Genomic DNA, 14,812 nt, shown 5'->3' with positions numbered 1-14,812 from the left:
ACAGGCTCGACCAGCGGTGGCGACAGGGGACAAGCTCGACCAACAGTGGCCTACAAGCTCGACCAGCGGGTCGTCTCGTCCAGCGGCAAACCCTAGCCGCAGAATGCGGCGACCGGGCCGTGCCACACCAGGGGCTGCGGGGCGCCGGTGCAGATGATGCTGGACGCCTTCATGCCGGCCGGGGCGGTGTCCTGGTAGCCGTAGATGCGTGACGAGGCACCGAGTAGCTGCTCCAGTGGGCTGGCGCCGGCGCGCTTGGCGATCCGGGCGGTCGCGGCGTCCAGGCCCATCAGCTGCACGGTGTCGCGGAACGCCTCGTCCGGACCCAACTGGGCGTCGATCAGCTTCTTGGCGATCGCCGTCTTCGGGTCGTAGATGTAGGCGCCGAGGTCGTCGACGATGGTCCGGGCCGGGATGTTGCGATGCTTGGCCACCCAGTCGACGAAGGCCTGGTACTCGTTGGCCATGCCGTCGGTCATCACCTTGCGTTCTTGCGCGGTCATGTCGCGGAACGGGTTGCCGAAGTCCTTGCCCTTGCCCTGGGTGAGGTACTCCTGGGTGATCCCGCCGGTGGTGGAGACGCCCGATTCGATGAAGCTGCCCGACGTGCCGACGACGTCCTTGTAGCGGACGAACGGGCCGAAGATGACGCCGATGCTGCCGACCAGCGAGCCGTGGTCGGCGATGATCCTGTCGGCGCCGGCCATCGCGTACATGCCACCGGAGGCCGACATGCCCTGCACGTAGGCGACCACCTTCTTGCCGGTGCGGCCCTGGTAGCGCTCGACGGCGTCCGCGATGGCGCGCGAGCCGTTGATGGTGCCGCCCGGAGTGTTCATCAGCAGCACCACGCCGGCCGCGTCGTCGGCGGACAGGCCGTCCAGGGTGCGGGCGATCTCATAGCCGTAGGTGGAGGCGGTGAGCGCGAAGCCGTCGCCGCCGTCGGCCTGGATGGCGCCCTCGATCGGGATCGCCAGCACGGTCTGGGCCGGCGGTGCCGTCTCGGAGCCCCACACGGTCCGTAGGCCCGATACGCGCGGACCGGACGACCCGGCCGCGCTCGCCAGCACCGCACCGTAGATCAATGCGGTGATCAGCGAACCGACCACGCCCAGCACGAGCAGGACGCCGCCGGCACCCAGCCCGGCCCCGGCGCCCAAGCCGAAGCCACGCCGGAACGATCGATCGCGCGGTGGTTGCGGCAGGTAGACCGGCTGCGGTGCGGGAGGCCGCGGCATCGGGGGCTGGACGGGTGCGCCGCCGGTGGGGGACGTGGTGGGCTGATCGGGGCTACTGGTCATGCTGGCTCCTGGTCAGAGGGGTTTCTGCGACCCTACGTGACCTCGGTGGCGGGGTGGGTGATCGCCGCCAGACCGAAATGTGCGGTCCAGTTCGCGCCGGTGGCTGCGACACGCCATACCCAGGCCCACTGGCCCGCAGATTTCGGACGCCCGGGACCCTCGGCGACTCAGGCTCGACCCAGCACCGCCACGACGAAGCCGGCATCGGGAGCGAACGGCCGCAGGTCCCAGGTGGAGAAGGTCTGCTCGCGCACCAGCCCGGACGCCTCGACGTCGGTGAAGAAGTCGTCGAAGGCATACCCCCGACCGGCGCCGAAGCCGACCACGGCGCGGCCGCCCTCGGCCAACCGGGCGGCGAATCCGGCGAGCACCGGACGCCGGGTGTCGGGGTGCAGGAAGCCGAGCACGTTCCCGGCGCACAGGATCGCGTCGAACCGCTGCGGGGCATCGCTCGGCAGTTCGTAGGAGGTCAGGTCGCCGACGACATAGGTCGGGCCCGGTTCGGCCCGTTCGGCCTCGGCGATCAGCGCCGGGTCGAGGTCGACGCCAACCACCCGGTGCCCGGCGCGATGCAGGTAGCCGCTGTGCCGTCCGGGGCCGCAGCCGGCGTCCAGGACGGCCGCCCCGCGTCCGACCATGGCGTCGACCAGCCGGGCCTCGCCGACCAGGTCCTGACCCTGGGCCGCGAGCATCGCGAACCGGTCGATGTAGCGCTGGGAATGGCCGGGATCGCGGGCGACGATCTCGGCCCACTGGCTGCGGGGGAACACGAGCCTCCGACAGGATTCGAACCCGCGACCGTCCGCTTACAAGGCGGGTGCTCTACCAACTGAGCTACGGAGGCAACGGCCGCGCTTGGGCACCGGCCGGGCACCATTGTGCCGTACCCGCCGTCAGGGTTCCCCGTCATCCCGGCTCCCGTCATCCCGGCGTGACCCCTGTCACCCTGTCATCCCGGCGAACGCCGGGATCTCTCCGAGGCCGCGTGCAGGTCGATGGAGATCCCGGATCAAGCCCGGGATGACGGTCGGGCCTGGGGTGGCGGTCGAGTCTGGGATGACGGTCGGGCCTGGGGTGGCGGTCGAGTCTGGGATGACGGACGGGCCCGGGATGACGGTCGAGTCTGGGGTGGTGGTCGTCAGGGTTCAGCGGATGCCGGACGACGTGCCGTACAGAGTGGCGGTGCCGCTGGCGTACACGTCCCTCTCCTCGGCGGAGAGGAAGGCGGCACGGCCGCGGGGGAGTTCCAGCCGGGAGTGGCCGTCGTCCAGCAGGCAGTGTCCCTCGGTGACCAGCAGGATGCGGGCCGATCCCCGGCCCGGCACCCGGACCGGTCCGGTCTCGGAATCGACCGACATCTGCCACGCCTCGAACTCGCTGCACGGCGTCTCGTACTTGAACACGCCGCGGCGGGTCTGCCGGGGCAACAGCACCTCGGGCAGCCAAGGGTCGAAGTCGACCACGGCGACCAGTTCGGAGACGTCGATGTGCTTGGAGGTCAGCCCGCCGCGGATCACGTTGTCCGAGTTGGCCATGATCTCGACCCCGGTGCCCCGCAGATGCGCGTGCATCATGCCGGCCGGCACGAACAGCGCCTCACCGGGCGCCAGCAGCAGCCGGTTCATCAGCAGCGCCGCGAGAATGCCCGGGTCGGCGGGGAAGACGGCATCCAGTTCGAGCGCTGTCCGGGCGAACTCGCCGACCTCACCGCCGTCGTCGCGATGGTGCATGGCGGCGGCGACGGTCTCGTTGACCAGCCGCCGGCGCGGCTCGTCGAGGCTCAGCACGTCGAGGAAGACCTCTGCCATCGCCGCCGGGCCCTTGCGTTCGGTGAGCGGACCGATCACCGATTCGAGTTCCTCGGCCACACCGAGCCCGGCGAACAGGGCGGCGGTCTCGTGCGGATTGCGGAAGCCGGCCAGGGTGTGGAACTCGTCCAGCGCGATCAGGATCTCGGGCTTGGGCCAGCTGTCCTTGTAGGTGCGCTCGGGAGAATCCAGCGGAATGCCGGCGCGGGTTTCGCGGGCGAACCCGTCGATCGCCTGTTCGCGCGACGGATGCGCCTGCAGGGACAGAGCGTGGCGGGCGGAGAGCAGCTTCATCAGGTACGGCAGTTGTTCGCCGAACGCCTCGCGGGACCGTTTGCCCAGCACCCGCGGCCCGGACGCGATGTGTTCGACCAGGGTGCCGCCCTCGAGCAGCGACGGTGACGAGCTGTGGGCGCCGAGCCAGTATTCGGCGATCGGCTGGCCGTCGGTCGGGCGTCCGAGAAGGGCAGGAATGGCGTCGTGGGTGCCCCAGGCGTACCGCTGCACGGTTCCGCTGAGTGGCTGCATCTGTCGTCCTTGAGGGGTGGGGCGTAGGGGACGCCGTCCTTGGCGACCGGAGCAGCTTCACTGTAGCCGACCCGCCGCGGATGCCCGGGGCGTCCGGAAGAACGGAAGGCGGACGGGCGGTAACCATGGGACTTCTTGAATGACAGCGGTGTGATTTCGACCTAGAATCGGCTGCATGTCCGACCCCGTCGCCCGACCGGCAGCAACGCTCAGTGAGCGGTCCGCGGCCATCCTCGACTTCGAGAAGCAGTGGTGGTCGTTCCACGGCACCAAAGAGGCCGAGATCCGTGAGCGGTTCGACCTGTCGGCGCCGCGCTACTACCAGCTGCTCAACGACCTGATCGACACCGAAGAGGCGCTGGCCCATGACCCGTTGCTCGTCAAGCGGCTGCGCCGGCAGCGCGCCGCCCGTCAGCGGGAGCGCTCGGCCAAGCGGCTCGGGTTCCACGTCAAGGTCTGAATCCGGCGCGTCAGGTCCTTCAGCCCGGCGTTGCTGATCGGTGCCTCGCGGTAGCCGCCCCGGGCCAGCCCGGCGCCACGCTCGAACGGGTTCCGCGACGCCGGATCGCCGGTCCGCAGCCATGACCAGCCGACCGCCAGCAGGTACAGCGGCAGGAACGGCAGGCCCCCGCACCAGAAGTACTGCCAGGCGTGCACGTCCTCGTGCTCCATCACTTCGGGCTGGCGCGCGGTCAGCGTGGCGAAGGTCAGCGGGCTGATCACCACGTTGCCGACGGTGAAGGCGCCGGCGGGAGGGAACCGCACCCGATAGCCCTCTGCCAGCGTCAAGCCGTAGGGACCCGGCCGGCGCCGCGCACCCCCGATGGCGGCGATCGCCAGGCCGAGCGGGGTGGCCAGATTGATCAGGTTGCCGGCCCGGCGGATGCGCTGGGCCCGCCCCAACCGCGACTGCGCCCGTCCGATCGGCGACCGTGATGCCATGGAGGCAGTGTGCTCCGGCTCACCAGCCGCCGCCACCGCCGCCGCCCATCCCGCCACCGGAGCTCCCGCCGCCGGACGAGCCGGACGAGCTGAACGAGCTCGACGAGGAGCTCCATGAACTCGACGAGCCGCCACCCGAGCCCCATGAGCCGCCGCGGTCGTCGTCCCGCGAGGTCGCCCAGGAGTCGAGGGCCTCGCCCAGTCCGCGGCCGGCACCGGCCACCCAGCCCTCGCCCCAGGCGGGTCGCCCGTCCCAGAAACTGTCCGGCTCCGGGGTGCGACGGTGGTACTGGGGCGCGTAGTCCGACCAGGCCATCGCCAGCGCCACCGCCGGCACGTCCACCGGGTGCTCGGGGCGGGCCGGGACGAGGTCGTACAGGTTGCCCAGCGCCTGTCGCCAGGTGTCCTCGACGCCGAAGATGATCGCGTAGGGCAGCAGCGGTTCGTACAGGTCGATCAGGCTGCCGTCGTCCGCTCCGGTGACCCGGGGCGCATCGACGGCGTTCTGCATCCAGGCGATCCGGTCCGCTTCGGCCATGGTCACGAAGCGATGCAGCCCGGCCAGCTCGTCGCGGAGCCTTCGGCCCTCAGCCGTGAGCCGGCCGAGAGTGGGGTAGTAGTGCACGAAGGCGCTCAGCAGCAGCACGGCCAGCACCCCGGCGCCCAGGAACGGCCACAGCAGCCCGCTCAGTCCGAGGCCCAGCTGAACCCAGCCGAAGCCGATCAGGGCCACGTAGCCGCTCGCGAACAGCGTGGTGCCCAGCCACGAGCGGCGGCGCAGCCCGCTGCGCAGCAGCAGTTGCCAGCGCTCCCGGGACGCCGCGGCGATGTCGTAGGAGGGCACATTGCCCAGCGGGATGGACCGGCCGCCGCCGAACAGCGACTGGCAGATGGAGCGGACGCTGCGGTCGATGCCGTCCGGATCGAGCAACTGGACCCGCAGATCGGCACGGACCGCGTCCCGCTCGCGACGGGAGAGCCGTCCGCGTGGTCGTGGAGCGGTGCCGATGGGCGCAGCCTCGCTGGCCAGGGTCGCCTCGCCGTCCAGCACCAGGCGGGTCAGTTGCGCGGCTGCGCCGCGTTCGGGCAGGCCGAGGAAGTCGGCGGCCAGGATCGGCTGGATGTCGGGTGCGGTGTACCGGATCTCGACGTCGTCGCGCAGCAGCAGTGCACGCAGTCGACGGGCTCGGACCACCAGCGCCACCCCGAGCAGGACAGCGGCCACCACCGGCATGGCTGCGATGCCCCACCAGCCGAGGCCGCCGCGCAGGGCAGGGACGGCGTCCGCGACGGTGCCCTGGCGGAAGCCGACGGCGATCGTCATCGTCGCCCGCGGTTCGAGGGCGACCACGCCGGTTTGGACGACCGCTCCGTTGCCGTCGATCGCACACCGGCTGGTCGACCCGGCCGGGCCGTAATAGCAGGCCTGCTCGCCGAGCAGGTCGCCGACCAGATCGGGCGCCATGGTGAGCCGTGCTCGAACCTGGCCGAACCGCTGCTGCCAGCCGGTGCCGTTCACGTCCAGGTAGATCTCCTGCCGATCGCCGGCCTGCACCATCGCGTGCCCGATGGTGTACGAGATGACGTAGTCGACGCGTCCGTAGACGTAGGTGTTGGCGCTGCCGATCCGCAGCACGATGTCACCGTCGGACTCGGTGCGCCGGGTGAATGGGATCCGCTTGCCGCTCGGGTCGGTGACGGCGAAGCCCGAGAGTTGAATGTCGGCGTTGCCGTAGCGGGCGTCCAGCCGGCGTTCGATGCCGCGGTTGACGTAGCGCCGCGGGAAGTTGGCGGTGATCCGTTCGGTCACGTCAATGGCCAGTCGATCGCCGCTGCGGCGCGCGTGGTAGTCGGCCATGAAGCTCGAAATGCTGAACTGGTTGGTCGTCGAGGCCGGGCCGGCAGAGCTGCGCATCGCGTCGATGGCGAGCGGTACGAGCATCAGCAACAGCCAGCTGAGCGGGTAGGCGATCCAGCGCGATGTCTTGGCGAACACGGCGTCAGGCTAGAACGAGCGCAGCTCAGCTCCGTATTCGCCAGCGGCGATCGTGCGATCGCCGCTGAGGGCGACGAGATCGCGTCGTGATTCTTTTGCACTCGGCAGGGTCGAGTGCTAAAACTGTATTAGCACTCTCACCATGAGAGTGCCATCCGGTCAGATTCGGTGAGGCCAACCGGGCCGTCCGTCGCGGGCATCGATCGCTGACCGACAGACAGACCAACCATGGGGTCGAGCGCCCCACCGATGCAGAAGGATTGCCTGTACCCATGGCAAAACTGATCGAATTCAACGTCGAGGCGCGCCGCGGCCTTGAGCGGGGCATGAACACCCTCGCCGACGCGGTCAAGGTGACGCTGGGCCCGAAGGGCCGCAACGTCGTCCTGGAGAAGAAGTGGGGCGCCCCCACGATCACCAACGACGGCGTCTCCATCGCCAAGGAGATCGAGCTCGAGGACCCCTTCGAGAAGATCGGCGCCGAGCTGGTCAAGGAGGTCGCCAAGAAGACCGACGACGTCGCCGGTGACGGCACCACCACCGCGACCGTGCTGGCTCAGGCCATGGTCCGCGAGGGCCTGCGCAACGTGACCGCCGGCGCCAACCCGATGGGCCTGAAGAAGGGCATCGAGAAGGCCGTCGCCGCCATCGTCGAGCAGCTCGCCGCCCAGGCCACCGAGATCGAGACCAAGGAGCAGATCGCTGCCACCGCGTCCATCTCGGCCGCCGACCCGACCGTCGGCGAGATCATCGCCGAGGCGATGGACAAGGTCGGCAAGGAGGGTGTGATCACCGTCGAGGAGTCCAACACCTTCGGGCTGGACCTCGAGCTGACCGAGGGCATGCGCTTCGACAAGGGCTACATCTCGCCCTACTTCGTCACCGATCCCGAGCGCATGGAGGCCGTCCTGGACGACCCCTACGTGCTGATCGCGAACAGCAAGATCTCCTCCCTGAAGGACCTGCTGCCGGTGCTCGAGAAGGTCATGCAGTCGGGCAAGCCGCTGCTGGTCATCGCCGAGGACACCGACGGCGAGGCGCTGGCCGGCCTGATCGTCAACAAGATCCGCGGCACCTTCAAGTCGGTCGCCGTCAAGGCTCCGGGCTTCGGCGACCGCCGCAAGGCCATGCTGACCGACATCGCCATCCTGACCGGCGGCCAGGTGATCTCCGAGGAGGTCGGCCTCAAGCTGGACGCCGTCACCCTGGAGCTGCTGGGCCGGGCTCGTTCGGTGCTGGTCACCAAGGACGAGACCACCATCATCGAGGGCGCCGGTGACGCCGAGCAGATCGCCGGCCGGGTCAGCCAGATCCGCAAGGAGATCGAGAACTCCGACTCCGACTACGACCGCGAGAAGCTGCAGGAGCGGCTGGCCAAGCTGGCCGGCGGCGTTGCCGTGATCAAGGTCGGCGCGGCCACCGAGGTCGAGCTGAAGGAGCGCAAGCACCGCATCGAGGACGCCGTCCGCAACGCCAAGGCTGCCGTCGAAGAGGGCATCGTCGCCGGTGGCGGCGTGGCCCTGCTGCAGGCCGCGAAGCAGGTCTCCCTCGGTGACCTGGCTGGTGACGAGGCTGTCGGCGCGCAGATCGTGTTCGGCGCCTGCTCCGCTCCGCTGCGGCAGATCGCCAGCAACGCCGGCCTCGAGGGCGGCGTCGTGGTCGAGAAGGTCGGCAGCCTGCCGGCCGGCCAGGGCCTGAACGCGGCCACCGGTGAGTACGTCGACATGCTCGGTGCGGGCATCATCGACCCGGCCAAGGTGACCCGTTCCGCGCTGCAGAACGCGGCGTCCATCGCGGCGCTGTTCCTCACCACCGAGGCGGTCATCGCCGACAAGCCGGAGAAGGCTCCGGCCATGCCGGCCGGCGGCGACGGCGGCATGGGTGGCATGGACTTCTGAGTCACCCGCCACACAGGCACCCAAGGGGTCGGACGCTTCGGCGTCCGACCCCTTCGGCGTTCGTAGCACCCGCCCCGGTAGAACCCTCCCTAACTATCTCTGCCCTCCCACATGCGGGAGGGCAGAGATAGTTAGGGAGGGCACTGGCGGGCGGACGGCGGGCGAACCGCGTGGTGGGCGGACGCGGGATTGCGGGGGGTCTGGCAGCCGCGCGGGAATATCGGCGGGGCGGATCGGGCTGGAACAGGGGTGAGTGAAACGGGAAACGGCGCGGTGAGTCGGACGTCCGTCGGATTCCGTTCCGATCGCGGACGAGTGCTGCTGACGCTGATGCTGACCACCGGTCTGATCGCCATCGACGCGACGATCCTGGCCACCGCGGTGCCGTCGGTGGTGAAGGAACTCGGTGAGTTCGAACAGTTCCCATGGCTGTTCTCGGTGTACCTGCTGGCCCAGGCGGTGTCGGTGCCGATCTACTCCAAGCTGTCCGACATGATCGGCCGCAAACCGATCATCCTCACCGGCGTCGGGTTGTTCCTGCTCGGCTCGGTGCTGGCCGTGCTGGCCTGGAACATGACCTCGCTGATCGCGTTCCGGGTCGTCCAGGGCCTGGGTGCCGGTGCGGTCGCCCCGATGGGCATGACCATCATCGGCGATCTGTACAGCGTCGCGGAGCGAGCCATCGTGCAGGGCTACATCGCCAGCGTCTGGGCGGTCGCCTCCGTGGTCGGTCCCGCACTCGGCGGCATCTTCTCCCAGTTCACCTCGTGGCGGTGGATCTTCGGGGTGAACATTCCGCTCTGCCTGGTCGCGGTGTGGGCGCTGCTGCGCTTCTACCACGAGCAGGTCGAGCGGCGGAGACACCGCATCGACTACCCGGGGGCCATCCTGCTGACGGTGGGCCTGACAGCGTTCATCCTCGCCCTGTTGGAGGGCGGCAACGCCTGGGCCTGGCTGTCGCTGCCCAGTCTGATCAGCTTCGGTCTCGGGGTAGCCGCCCTGATCGGCTTCGGATTCGTGGAGCGGAGGGCGACCGAACCCGTCCTCGATCTGGCCATTCTGCGACGTCCGCTGATCCTGACCACCACGGCGTTGTCGCTGGGCGTGGGAGCGTTGCTGATCGGCATCACCAGCTTCGTCCCCACCTATCTGGAGAATGCGCTCGGCGTGGTGCCGCTGGTCTCCGGGGCTGCGGTCGCCGCACTCACCCTGGGCTGGCCGCTCGCCGCCTCGATCGCCGGGCGGATGTACCTGACCCGCGGTTACCGGTCGACGGTGCTGTGGGGCAGCATGATCGCTGTTGTCGGCTGCCTCGGCCTGGCCGTCAGCGGCCCATGGCCGAACCCCTGGACGGTCGCCGCGGCCTCCTTCGTCGCCGGCTTCGGACTGGGCTGGATCGCCGCGCCGTCGCTGATCGCGGCGCAGGCGTCCGTCGACTGGGACGAGCGGGGCGTGGTCACCGGCATCAACGTCTTCGCCCGCTCGGCCGGCAGCGCGGTCGGCGTGGCGATCTTCGGCGCCATTGCCACCAATGTCATCGCCGCCGGTCACGGTGAGCAGGACTACGCGACCATCGTGTCGGCCTCCACCTGGGTCTTCGTCGCGGTCGCGGTCGTCGCACTCGGAACTCTGCTGGCGGCGCTGACGATGCCCCGCGGCTCGGTCGACTCTCCGGCGTACTCGTCGGCACCGGCGATGGAGGCCGAGCGATGATCGCCGAACTGGTCGACGAGCGCGACGCGACGGTGGAGCACGACCAGCCGGTGTTCCGCGCGATCTTCACGCAGAACCACACCGTGGCCTCATATCGCCTCACCGGAGGACACCTGCCGGACGCCTTGGCGTGGGTGGCGGCGAACGCTGCGGACCGTGCTCATGCGCTCTACGTCGAGCACCCGTTGGCCGAATCGGACGGTGTCGAACTGATCCTGCTGCAGAGAACCGCCGGGTTCAGTTGGTGAAACCGCTTGCCGGCCTGCGTGTCCGGCATACCAGGCCGGGTCCTCCCCGTCCATGATGGGGGGATGAGCGGGCTGCTCGAAGTGATCGCGCTCCATGCGGCGGACGCCGAGCGCGCGGAAGCGGGCGGCGCCGACCGGGTGGAGCTGTGCGGAACCCTCGACGAGGGCGGGTTGTCGCCGGAACCGGCGCTGGTGGCGAAGGTGCGCGCCGCCACCTCGATCCAACTACGGGTGATGGTGCGGCTGCGGGCCGGCTTCGGCACCGACGGCGGCGAGGTCACCCGGCTGAAGGGCCTGATGGCCAGCTATGCCGACGCCGGCGCCGACGGCATGATCCTCGGCTACCTCAACGGCCTGGGTGAGGTGGACGGCCAGGTGGTCGGCGAACTGATCGCCGACGGCGACTGGCCGTGGACGTTCCACCGGGCGATCGACTCGTGCCTGCTCCCCGATCGCGGCTGGGCGCTGCTGCGCCGGCTGCCCCGGCTCGATCAAGTGCTCACCGCCGGCTCGCCACGGGGCCTCGCGCACGGCCTGGACGACCTGGTGCAGCGCGCCAGGGACCCCTGGCAGGCCGGTGTGATCATGGCCGGCGGCGGGTTGCACCCCGACCATGTGCCGTGGCTGGCGCGGGCCGGCGTCCGGGCCTTCCACATCGGGACGCCGGCGCGTCCGCAGGGCTCGTACAAGGCCTATGTCGACGTCGACCTGGTGCGCTCGTGGCGAAGGTTGATCGACACCGAGATCCGGCACGCGACCGGTGGGATGAGCTAGTCCGCGGGCTCGACGTGGACGAACGTGACGGTGCCGGGAAGCGCCGACTCGATCTCTTCCTCGACCCGGTCGGCGAGATCGTGGCTGCGCTGCACGGTCCACTCGCCCGGCACGGTCAAGGTGGCCTGGACGAACCGCTGCCGGCCCGACTCCCGGGTGCGCAGATCGGTCAGATGGACCCGCGGATCGTCGGTGAGCGGCACCAGCGCACGCTGGATGATCGCCACCTCGTCCGGCGGCAGGGTGGCGTCCAGCAGCCCGACCACGGAGCGCCGGACCAGCCCGACCCCGGTGAAGACGATGTTGACGCCCACCCCGAGCGCGATCAGCGGATCGAGCCAGACGATGTGGGTCAGCGCCACGATGATGATTCCGGCCAGCACGCCCACCGACGTCCAGACGTCGGTCATCAGATGCTTGCCGTCCGCCTCGAGAGTGATCGAGCGGTGCTGGCGTCCGGCCCGGATCAGGATCAGCCCGGTCACCAGGTTGCCGACGGACGCCAGCGTGGCCAACACCACGCCCAGCCCGATGCTCTCCAGCGGCACCGGGTTGACGAACCGGTTGATCGCGCCGGCGATGATCGCCGCCGCGGCCACCACGATCAGGGTTCCCTCGACCGCGGCCGACAGGTATTCGGCCTTGCCATGGCCGAAATCGTGGTTGTGGTCGGCGGGTTTGGCCGACAGCCGCATGGCCCACAGGGCGACGCCGGCGGCGAGCAGGTTGACCGTCGACTCCAGGGCGTCGGACCACAGGCCGACCGAGTTGGTGAGCAGTGCCGCCGCCGCCTTCAACCCGACCGTGACTACGGCGGTGGCCAGCGAGAGCCAGAGGAAGCGTTCGAGGTACCGGTGGTCGGCGGGAGCAGTGGGAGAGGTCATCGTTTCTCGGGATCGGGGAGGCCCGCCCATTCGTCCGGCGAGCTGGCCCAGTCTAGGACGACCCGGCGGCCGAGCTCCCCGGTATCCACGGTCGACTCCTCGACCACACCGTGGTCCTCCAGCCACCGCTCGGGCTGAGCCTCGAGTGCCACCAGTTCGCCGATCCGGACCGGCCAGACCGCTTCGGTAAGCCCGTCCAGGCCGTCCAGGGGCAGCCAGTCCCAGGCGGCGATGGTGACCTTCTCGTCGTCGGTGAATCCGGAGGTGTCCAACTCGAACGGCTCGGCGACCCGCAGCACATAGAACAGCTCCGCCTGGCCCAGCACCTGGTCGCTGTAGCCGTGGACGACGAAGCGCCGCATCAGTGGGCCGCGCAGCGCGTCCGGCTCGACCGTGAGCCCGGTCTCCTCGGCCAGTTCGCGCACCGCGGTCTGCAGCGGTGTCTCGCCGGGATCGACGCCGCCGCCCGGGGTGATCCACCAGTGCAGGCCGGGCACGCCGGGGTCGCTGTCCCGCAGCATCAGCACATGGCTGCCGTCGGTGACGACCACCCGGACGGCGCGACGGCTGCGCACCGGGCGGTCCTCGGGCGCGACGCTGACGAAGCTGCGGGAGCGGAACGGTTCAGTCATCACCCAGGAATCTCCACGGAGGCAACGGGTTCGAGCGATTCGTCGAGCACCTCGAAGGTGACCGGTCCACGGGCCACCTCGAAGGCGATCTGTCCGGCGTTGGACTCACCGGCTGACAGGGTCCGCATCGCCAGCGGATCGGCCAGGGCGGCACCGACCGTGATCAGGTGACGGGTGCCGCCGGGCTCGCGGACCGCGGTGAAGAACGGCCCGGTGACCGCCGCACCCTTCAGCGAGTCGAACCGGACGTCGAGCACCAGATAGAGCAACCCCCGAGTCGGTGCCAGCGCACCGTTGTCGACCCAGCTGGCCTTGGTCACGGTGACCTGCGCCTCGCCGTCGGTGGTGCGGTAGCCGATGTGCTGGCCGATGCTGCCGCCGGTCACGGCGGAGCTGGTCGTCGGCGTGGGGGTCTCCGGCGTGCGCGCCACGCTGGGTGGGACGTCGGACGGCACCGCCACCGGCGTGACCGGGGCCACGGACGGCGTGGGCGTCGCCGCGGGGGTGGCCGGCAACAACTGCCAGGCGAGCAACCCGAGCGCCACCATGACGACCAGGGTTCCCCCGATCAGGACGCCGCGGACGCCGTTGCGTCGCGGCCCGGGCCCAGCAGGGCCGGACGGGCCGGACGGGCTGGGCGGGGGCAACGTGGGCGGTGCCCATGGCCCGGACCGCACAGGGTCCCCGGCCGGCAGCCCCGACGGCGTGGGGCTGCTTCCGGACGGCGCAGACCCCGCGCCGCCCGGGCCGCTGAACTGCGGGGGCACCTGCGGTGACCACGAGGCGTCCGCCGGCCGGTCGAATTCGGGTTGTCCGGGTCCCGGGAGCCCCAACCCCGAGGATGAGTTCATCGCACCCGCTCAGTTCGGCCGGCGGGGCTGTTCGCGAGCACGGATGCCGGCGCCGACCTGCAGGGGGACGACGATCGCCAGGATCCAGCACGCGACCTGTGACCACCCGGACACCACCTGCCAGGCGGTGGACAGCTCGAAATCGGCGTTGAACAGGGCGACCATCCCGATCGCGGCGATCAAGCCGCAGGCCCACAGGAAACCGCGCCGGACCTGCTCGACGCGGTACTGCACACGACCGGCGAGCACTCCCGCCAGCACCAGCATCGGTGCCGACAGGGGGTTGATCAGCGCACCGACCAGCAGGGTGAGGATCACCCCGGGCGTCGCGGCGTTCCACAGCTGGGCGACCGAGACGCCCGGATCCGGCGGTTGCCAGCGGGTCTGCGGGGGAGGGGCGAACCAATCGGGCGTCCCCGGCTGGGGGAACGAGGGCGCCGGCTGCGTCGGCGGCGGGAAGTTCAATGTCTGCTGCGCGGTGCCCTGGGGTGCGGCAGCCGTACCCGCGGCAGTCGCGAGAGGCTGCGGCGAGGCGGCGGCAGCCGAGGTGGTCAGGGGCTGGTCCGGCGTCCAGACCGGGTGGGCCGTGCCGCCGGCGGAGTGCGCCGAACCCCAGGCCGAGCCGCCGGTGACCAGCGAGGTGACCGTGTTGAACTCGGTACGTGGATCGCGGGCCGGCAGTGCGGCGGCGGGTACCAGTGCCTCCAACGGGGCGACCGCGGCCTGTGGCGGCTGCCATGCCGGCGGCTCGACCGGTGCCCCGGCTGCCGGGTTGGGCGTCGCCGGCGGAACCTCGAGCGGGGCCGCGGGCGGCGTCTGGAAGGCGGCCGGCCGGTCGAGCGGCGCGTATTCGGGCCCGTCCGTCCAGTTCGCCATGCGGCTCATGATAGTCACCGGGGTCCGACTGGCCGCTTCCGGATGCCCATCGCGAAGGCGTTCGATAGGCTGGGCCATGCGGTCCAGGACGCCGTCCTCCGGCGTGTCCGCATTCGGTTTGAACAGGAGAAAGTCATGCCTACAGGCAAGGTGCGCTACTACGACGCGGAGAAGGGCTTCGGCTTCCTCTCCAAGGACACCGGCGGCGACGACGTGTTCGTCCGTTCGTCGGCGCTTCCGGCCGGCGTGACCAGCCTGAAGCGCGGCCAGAAGGTCGAGTTCGGCATCATCGACGGCAAGCGCGGTGAGCAGGCGCTCAGCGTCCAGCTGCTCGAGGCGCCGCCGTCGCTGTCCAAGGCGT

15 protein-coding genes and 1 tRNA gene are annotated in these 14,812 nt (G+C 70.3%); 6 read left to right on the top strand and 10 right to left on the bottom strand.

Annotated elements, in window-relative coordinates; all coding sequences use genetic code 11:
- Positions 1-92: 92 nt before the first annotated feature.
- From Q0066_RS01645 to manA, 4 genes are all read right to left on the bottom strand, one after another.
- On the bottom strand, positions 93-1,301 hold the full coding sequence (locus Q0066_RS01645) for a S49 family peptidase (protein ID WP_298129415.1): 1,209 nt from the start codon (positions 1,299-1,301) through the stop codon (positions 93-95).
- 167 nt (positions 1,302-1,468) lie between these two features.
- Entirely contained in the window at positions 1,469-2,071 is a 603-nt protein-coding gene (locus Q0066_RS01640) for a class I SAM-dependent methyltransferase (RefSeq protein ID WP_298129413.1), read from the bottom strand.
- A gap of 1 nt (position 2,072) precedes the next feature.
- Positions 2,073-2,145 (bottom strand) — tRNA-Thr (locus tag Q0066_RS01635).
- Between the two features lie 301 nt (positions 2,146-2,446).
- Complete coding sequence (manA, locus tag Q0066_RS01630) at positions 2,447-3,637, bottom strand: mannose-6-phosphate isomerase, class I (RefSeq protein ID WP_298129411.1); 1,191 nt, start codon at positions 3,635-3,637, stop codon at positions 2,447-2,449.
- 175 nt (positions 3,638-3,812) lie between these two features.
- On the opposite strand from manA, the gene Q0066_RS01625 reads away from it, so the two are divergent.
- Positions 3,813-4,097 (top strand): DUF3263 domain-containing protein, encoded by a 285-nt coding sequence (locus Q0066_RS01625; RefSeq protein ID WP_298129409.1) that lies wholly within the window; start codon positions 3,813-3,815, stop codon positions 4,095-4,097.
- Here the strand turns inward: Q0066_RS01625 and Q0066_RS01620 are convergent.
- Positions 4,049-4,579 (bottom strand): hypothetical protein, encoded by a 531-nt coding sequence (locus tag Q0066_RS01620; RefSeq protein WP_298129407.1) that lies wholly within the window; start codon positions 4,577-4,579, stop codon positions 4,049-4,051. The two genes, Q0066_RS01625 and Q0066_RS01620, sit on opposite strands and share 49 nt — an antisense overlap.
- A gap of 19 nt (positions 4,580-4,598) precedes the next feature.
- Positions 4,599-6,575 (bottom strand): DUF2207 domain-containing protein, encoded by a 1,977-nt coding sequence (locus Q0066_RS01615; RefSeq protein ID WP_298129405.1) that lies wholly within the window; start codon positions 6,573-6,575, stop codon positions 4,599-4,601.
- 272 nt (positions 6,576-6,847) lie between these two features.
- On the opposite strand from Q0066_RS01615, the gene groL reads away from it, so the two are divergent.
- The 4 genes from groL to Q0066_RS01595 all read left to right on the top strand — a co-directional run bounded on the left by groL (position 6,848) and on the right by Q0066_RS01595 (position 11,208).
- A complete protein-coding gene (gene groL / locus Q0066_RS01610) occupies positions 6,848-8,473 on the top strand; it encodes a chaperonin GroEL (protein ID WP_298129403.1) in 1,626 nt (541 codons plus the stop codon).
- 249 nt (positions 8,474-8,722) lie between these two features.
- The gene (locus tag Q0066_RS01605) at positions 8,723-10,186 is read left to right on the top strand and encodes an MFS transporter (protein ID WP_298129402.1); all 1,464 of its coding nucleotides are present in this window, start codon (positions 8,723-8,725) and stop codon (positions 10,184-10,186) included.
- Positions 10,183-10,434: a hypothetical protein gene (locus Q0066_RS01600; protein ID WP_298129401.1), complete on the top strand. Its 252-nt coding sequence runs from the start codon at positions 10,183-10,185 to the stop codon at positions 10,432-10,434. The genes Q0066_RS01605 and Q0066_RS01600 overlap by 4 nt, the downstream gene beginning before the upstream one ends.
- Before the next feature lie 63 nt (positions 10,435-10,497).
- Positions 10,498-11,208 (top strand): copper homeostasis protein CutC, encoded by a 711-nt coding sequence (locus tag Q0066_RS01595; protein ID WP_298129399.1) that lies wholly within the window; start codon positions 10,498-10,500, stop codon positions 11,206-11,208.
- Here the strand turns inward: Q0066_RS01595 and Q0066_RS01590 are convergent.
- From Q0066_RS01590 to Q0066_RS01575, 4 genes are all read right to left on the bottom strand, one after another.
- A complete protein-coding gene (locus Q0066_RS01590) occupies positions 11,205-12,092 on the bottom strand; it encodes a cation diffusion facilitator family transporter (RefSeq protein ID WP_298129397.1) in 888 nt (295 codons plus the stop codon). The two genes, Q0066_RS01595 and Q0066_RS01590, sit on opposite strands and share 4 nt — an antisense overlap.
- Positions 12,089-12,724, bottom strand: a complete 636-nt coding sequence (locus tag Q0066_RS01585; protein ID WP_298129395.1) for an NUDIX domain-containing protein — start codon at positions 12,722-12,724, stop codon at positions 12,089-12,091. The genes Q0066_RS01590 and Q0066_RS01585 overlap by 4 nt, the downstream gene beginning before the upstream one ends.
- Positions 12,724-13,371 (bottom strand): hypothetical protein, encoded by a 648-nt coding sequence (locus Q0066_RS01580; RefSeq protein ID WP_298129393.1) that lies wholly within the window; start codon positions 13,369-13,371, stop codon positions 12,724-12,726. Before Q0066_RS01580 ends, Q0066_RS01585 begins: the two co-directional genes overlap by 1 nt.
- A gap of 213 nt (positions 13,372-13,584) precedes the next feature.
- Positions 13,585-14,451 carry a hypothetical protein gene (locus Q0066_RS01575; RefSeq protein WP_298129391.1) on the bottom strand — a complete coding sequence of 289 codons (867 nt, stop codon included), beginning with the start codon at positions 14,449-14,451 and terminating at the stop codon, positions 13,585-13,587.
- Positions 14,452-14,586: 135 nt separating this feature from the next.
- Here Q0066_RS01575 and Q0066_RS01570 point away from each other — a divergent pair.
- On the top strand, positions 14,587-14,812 hold a 226-nt coding region (locus Q0066_RS01570; RefSeq protein ID WP_298129389.1), incomplete at its 3' end, for a cold-shock protein.

The organism is Micropruina sp. (genome assembly GCF_027492755.1).
Classification (GTDB): Bacteria; Actinomycetota; Actinomycetes; order Propionibacteriales; family Propionibacteriaceae; genus Micropruina.
The sequence above is the reverse complement of the archived record's forward strand: the minus strand, read 5'-3'. Positions and strand labels throughout refer to the sequence as shown.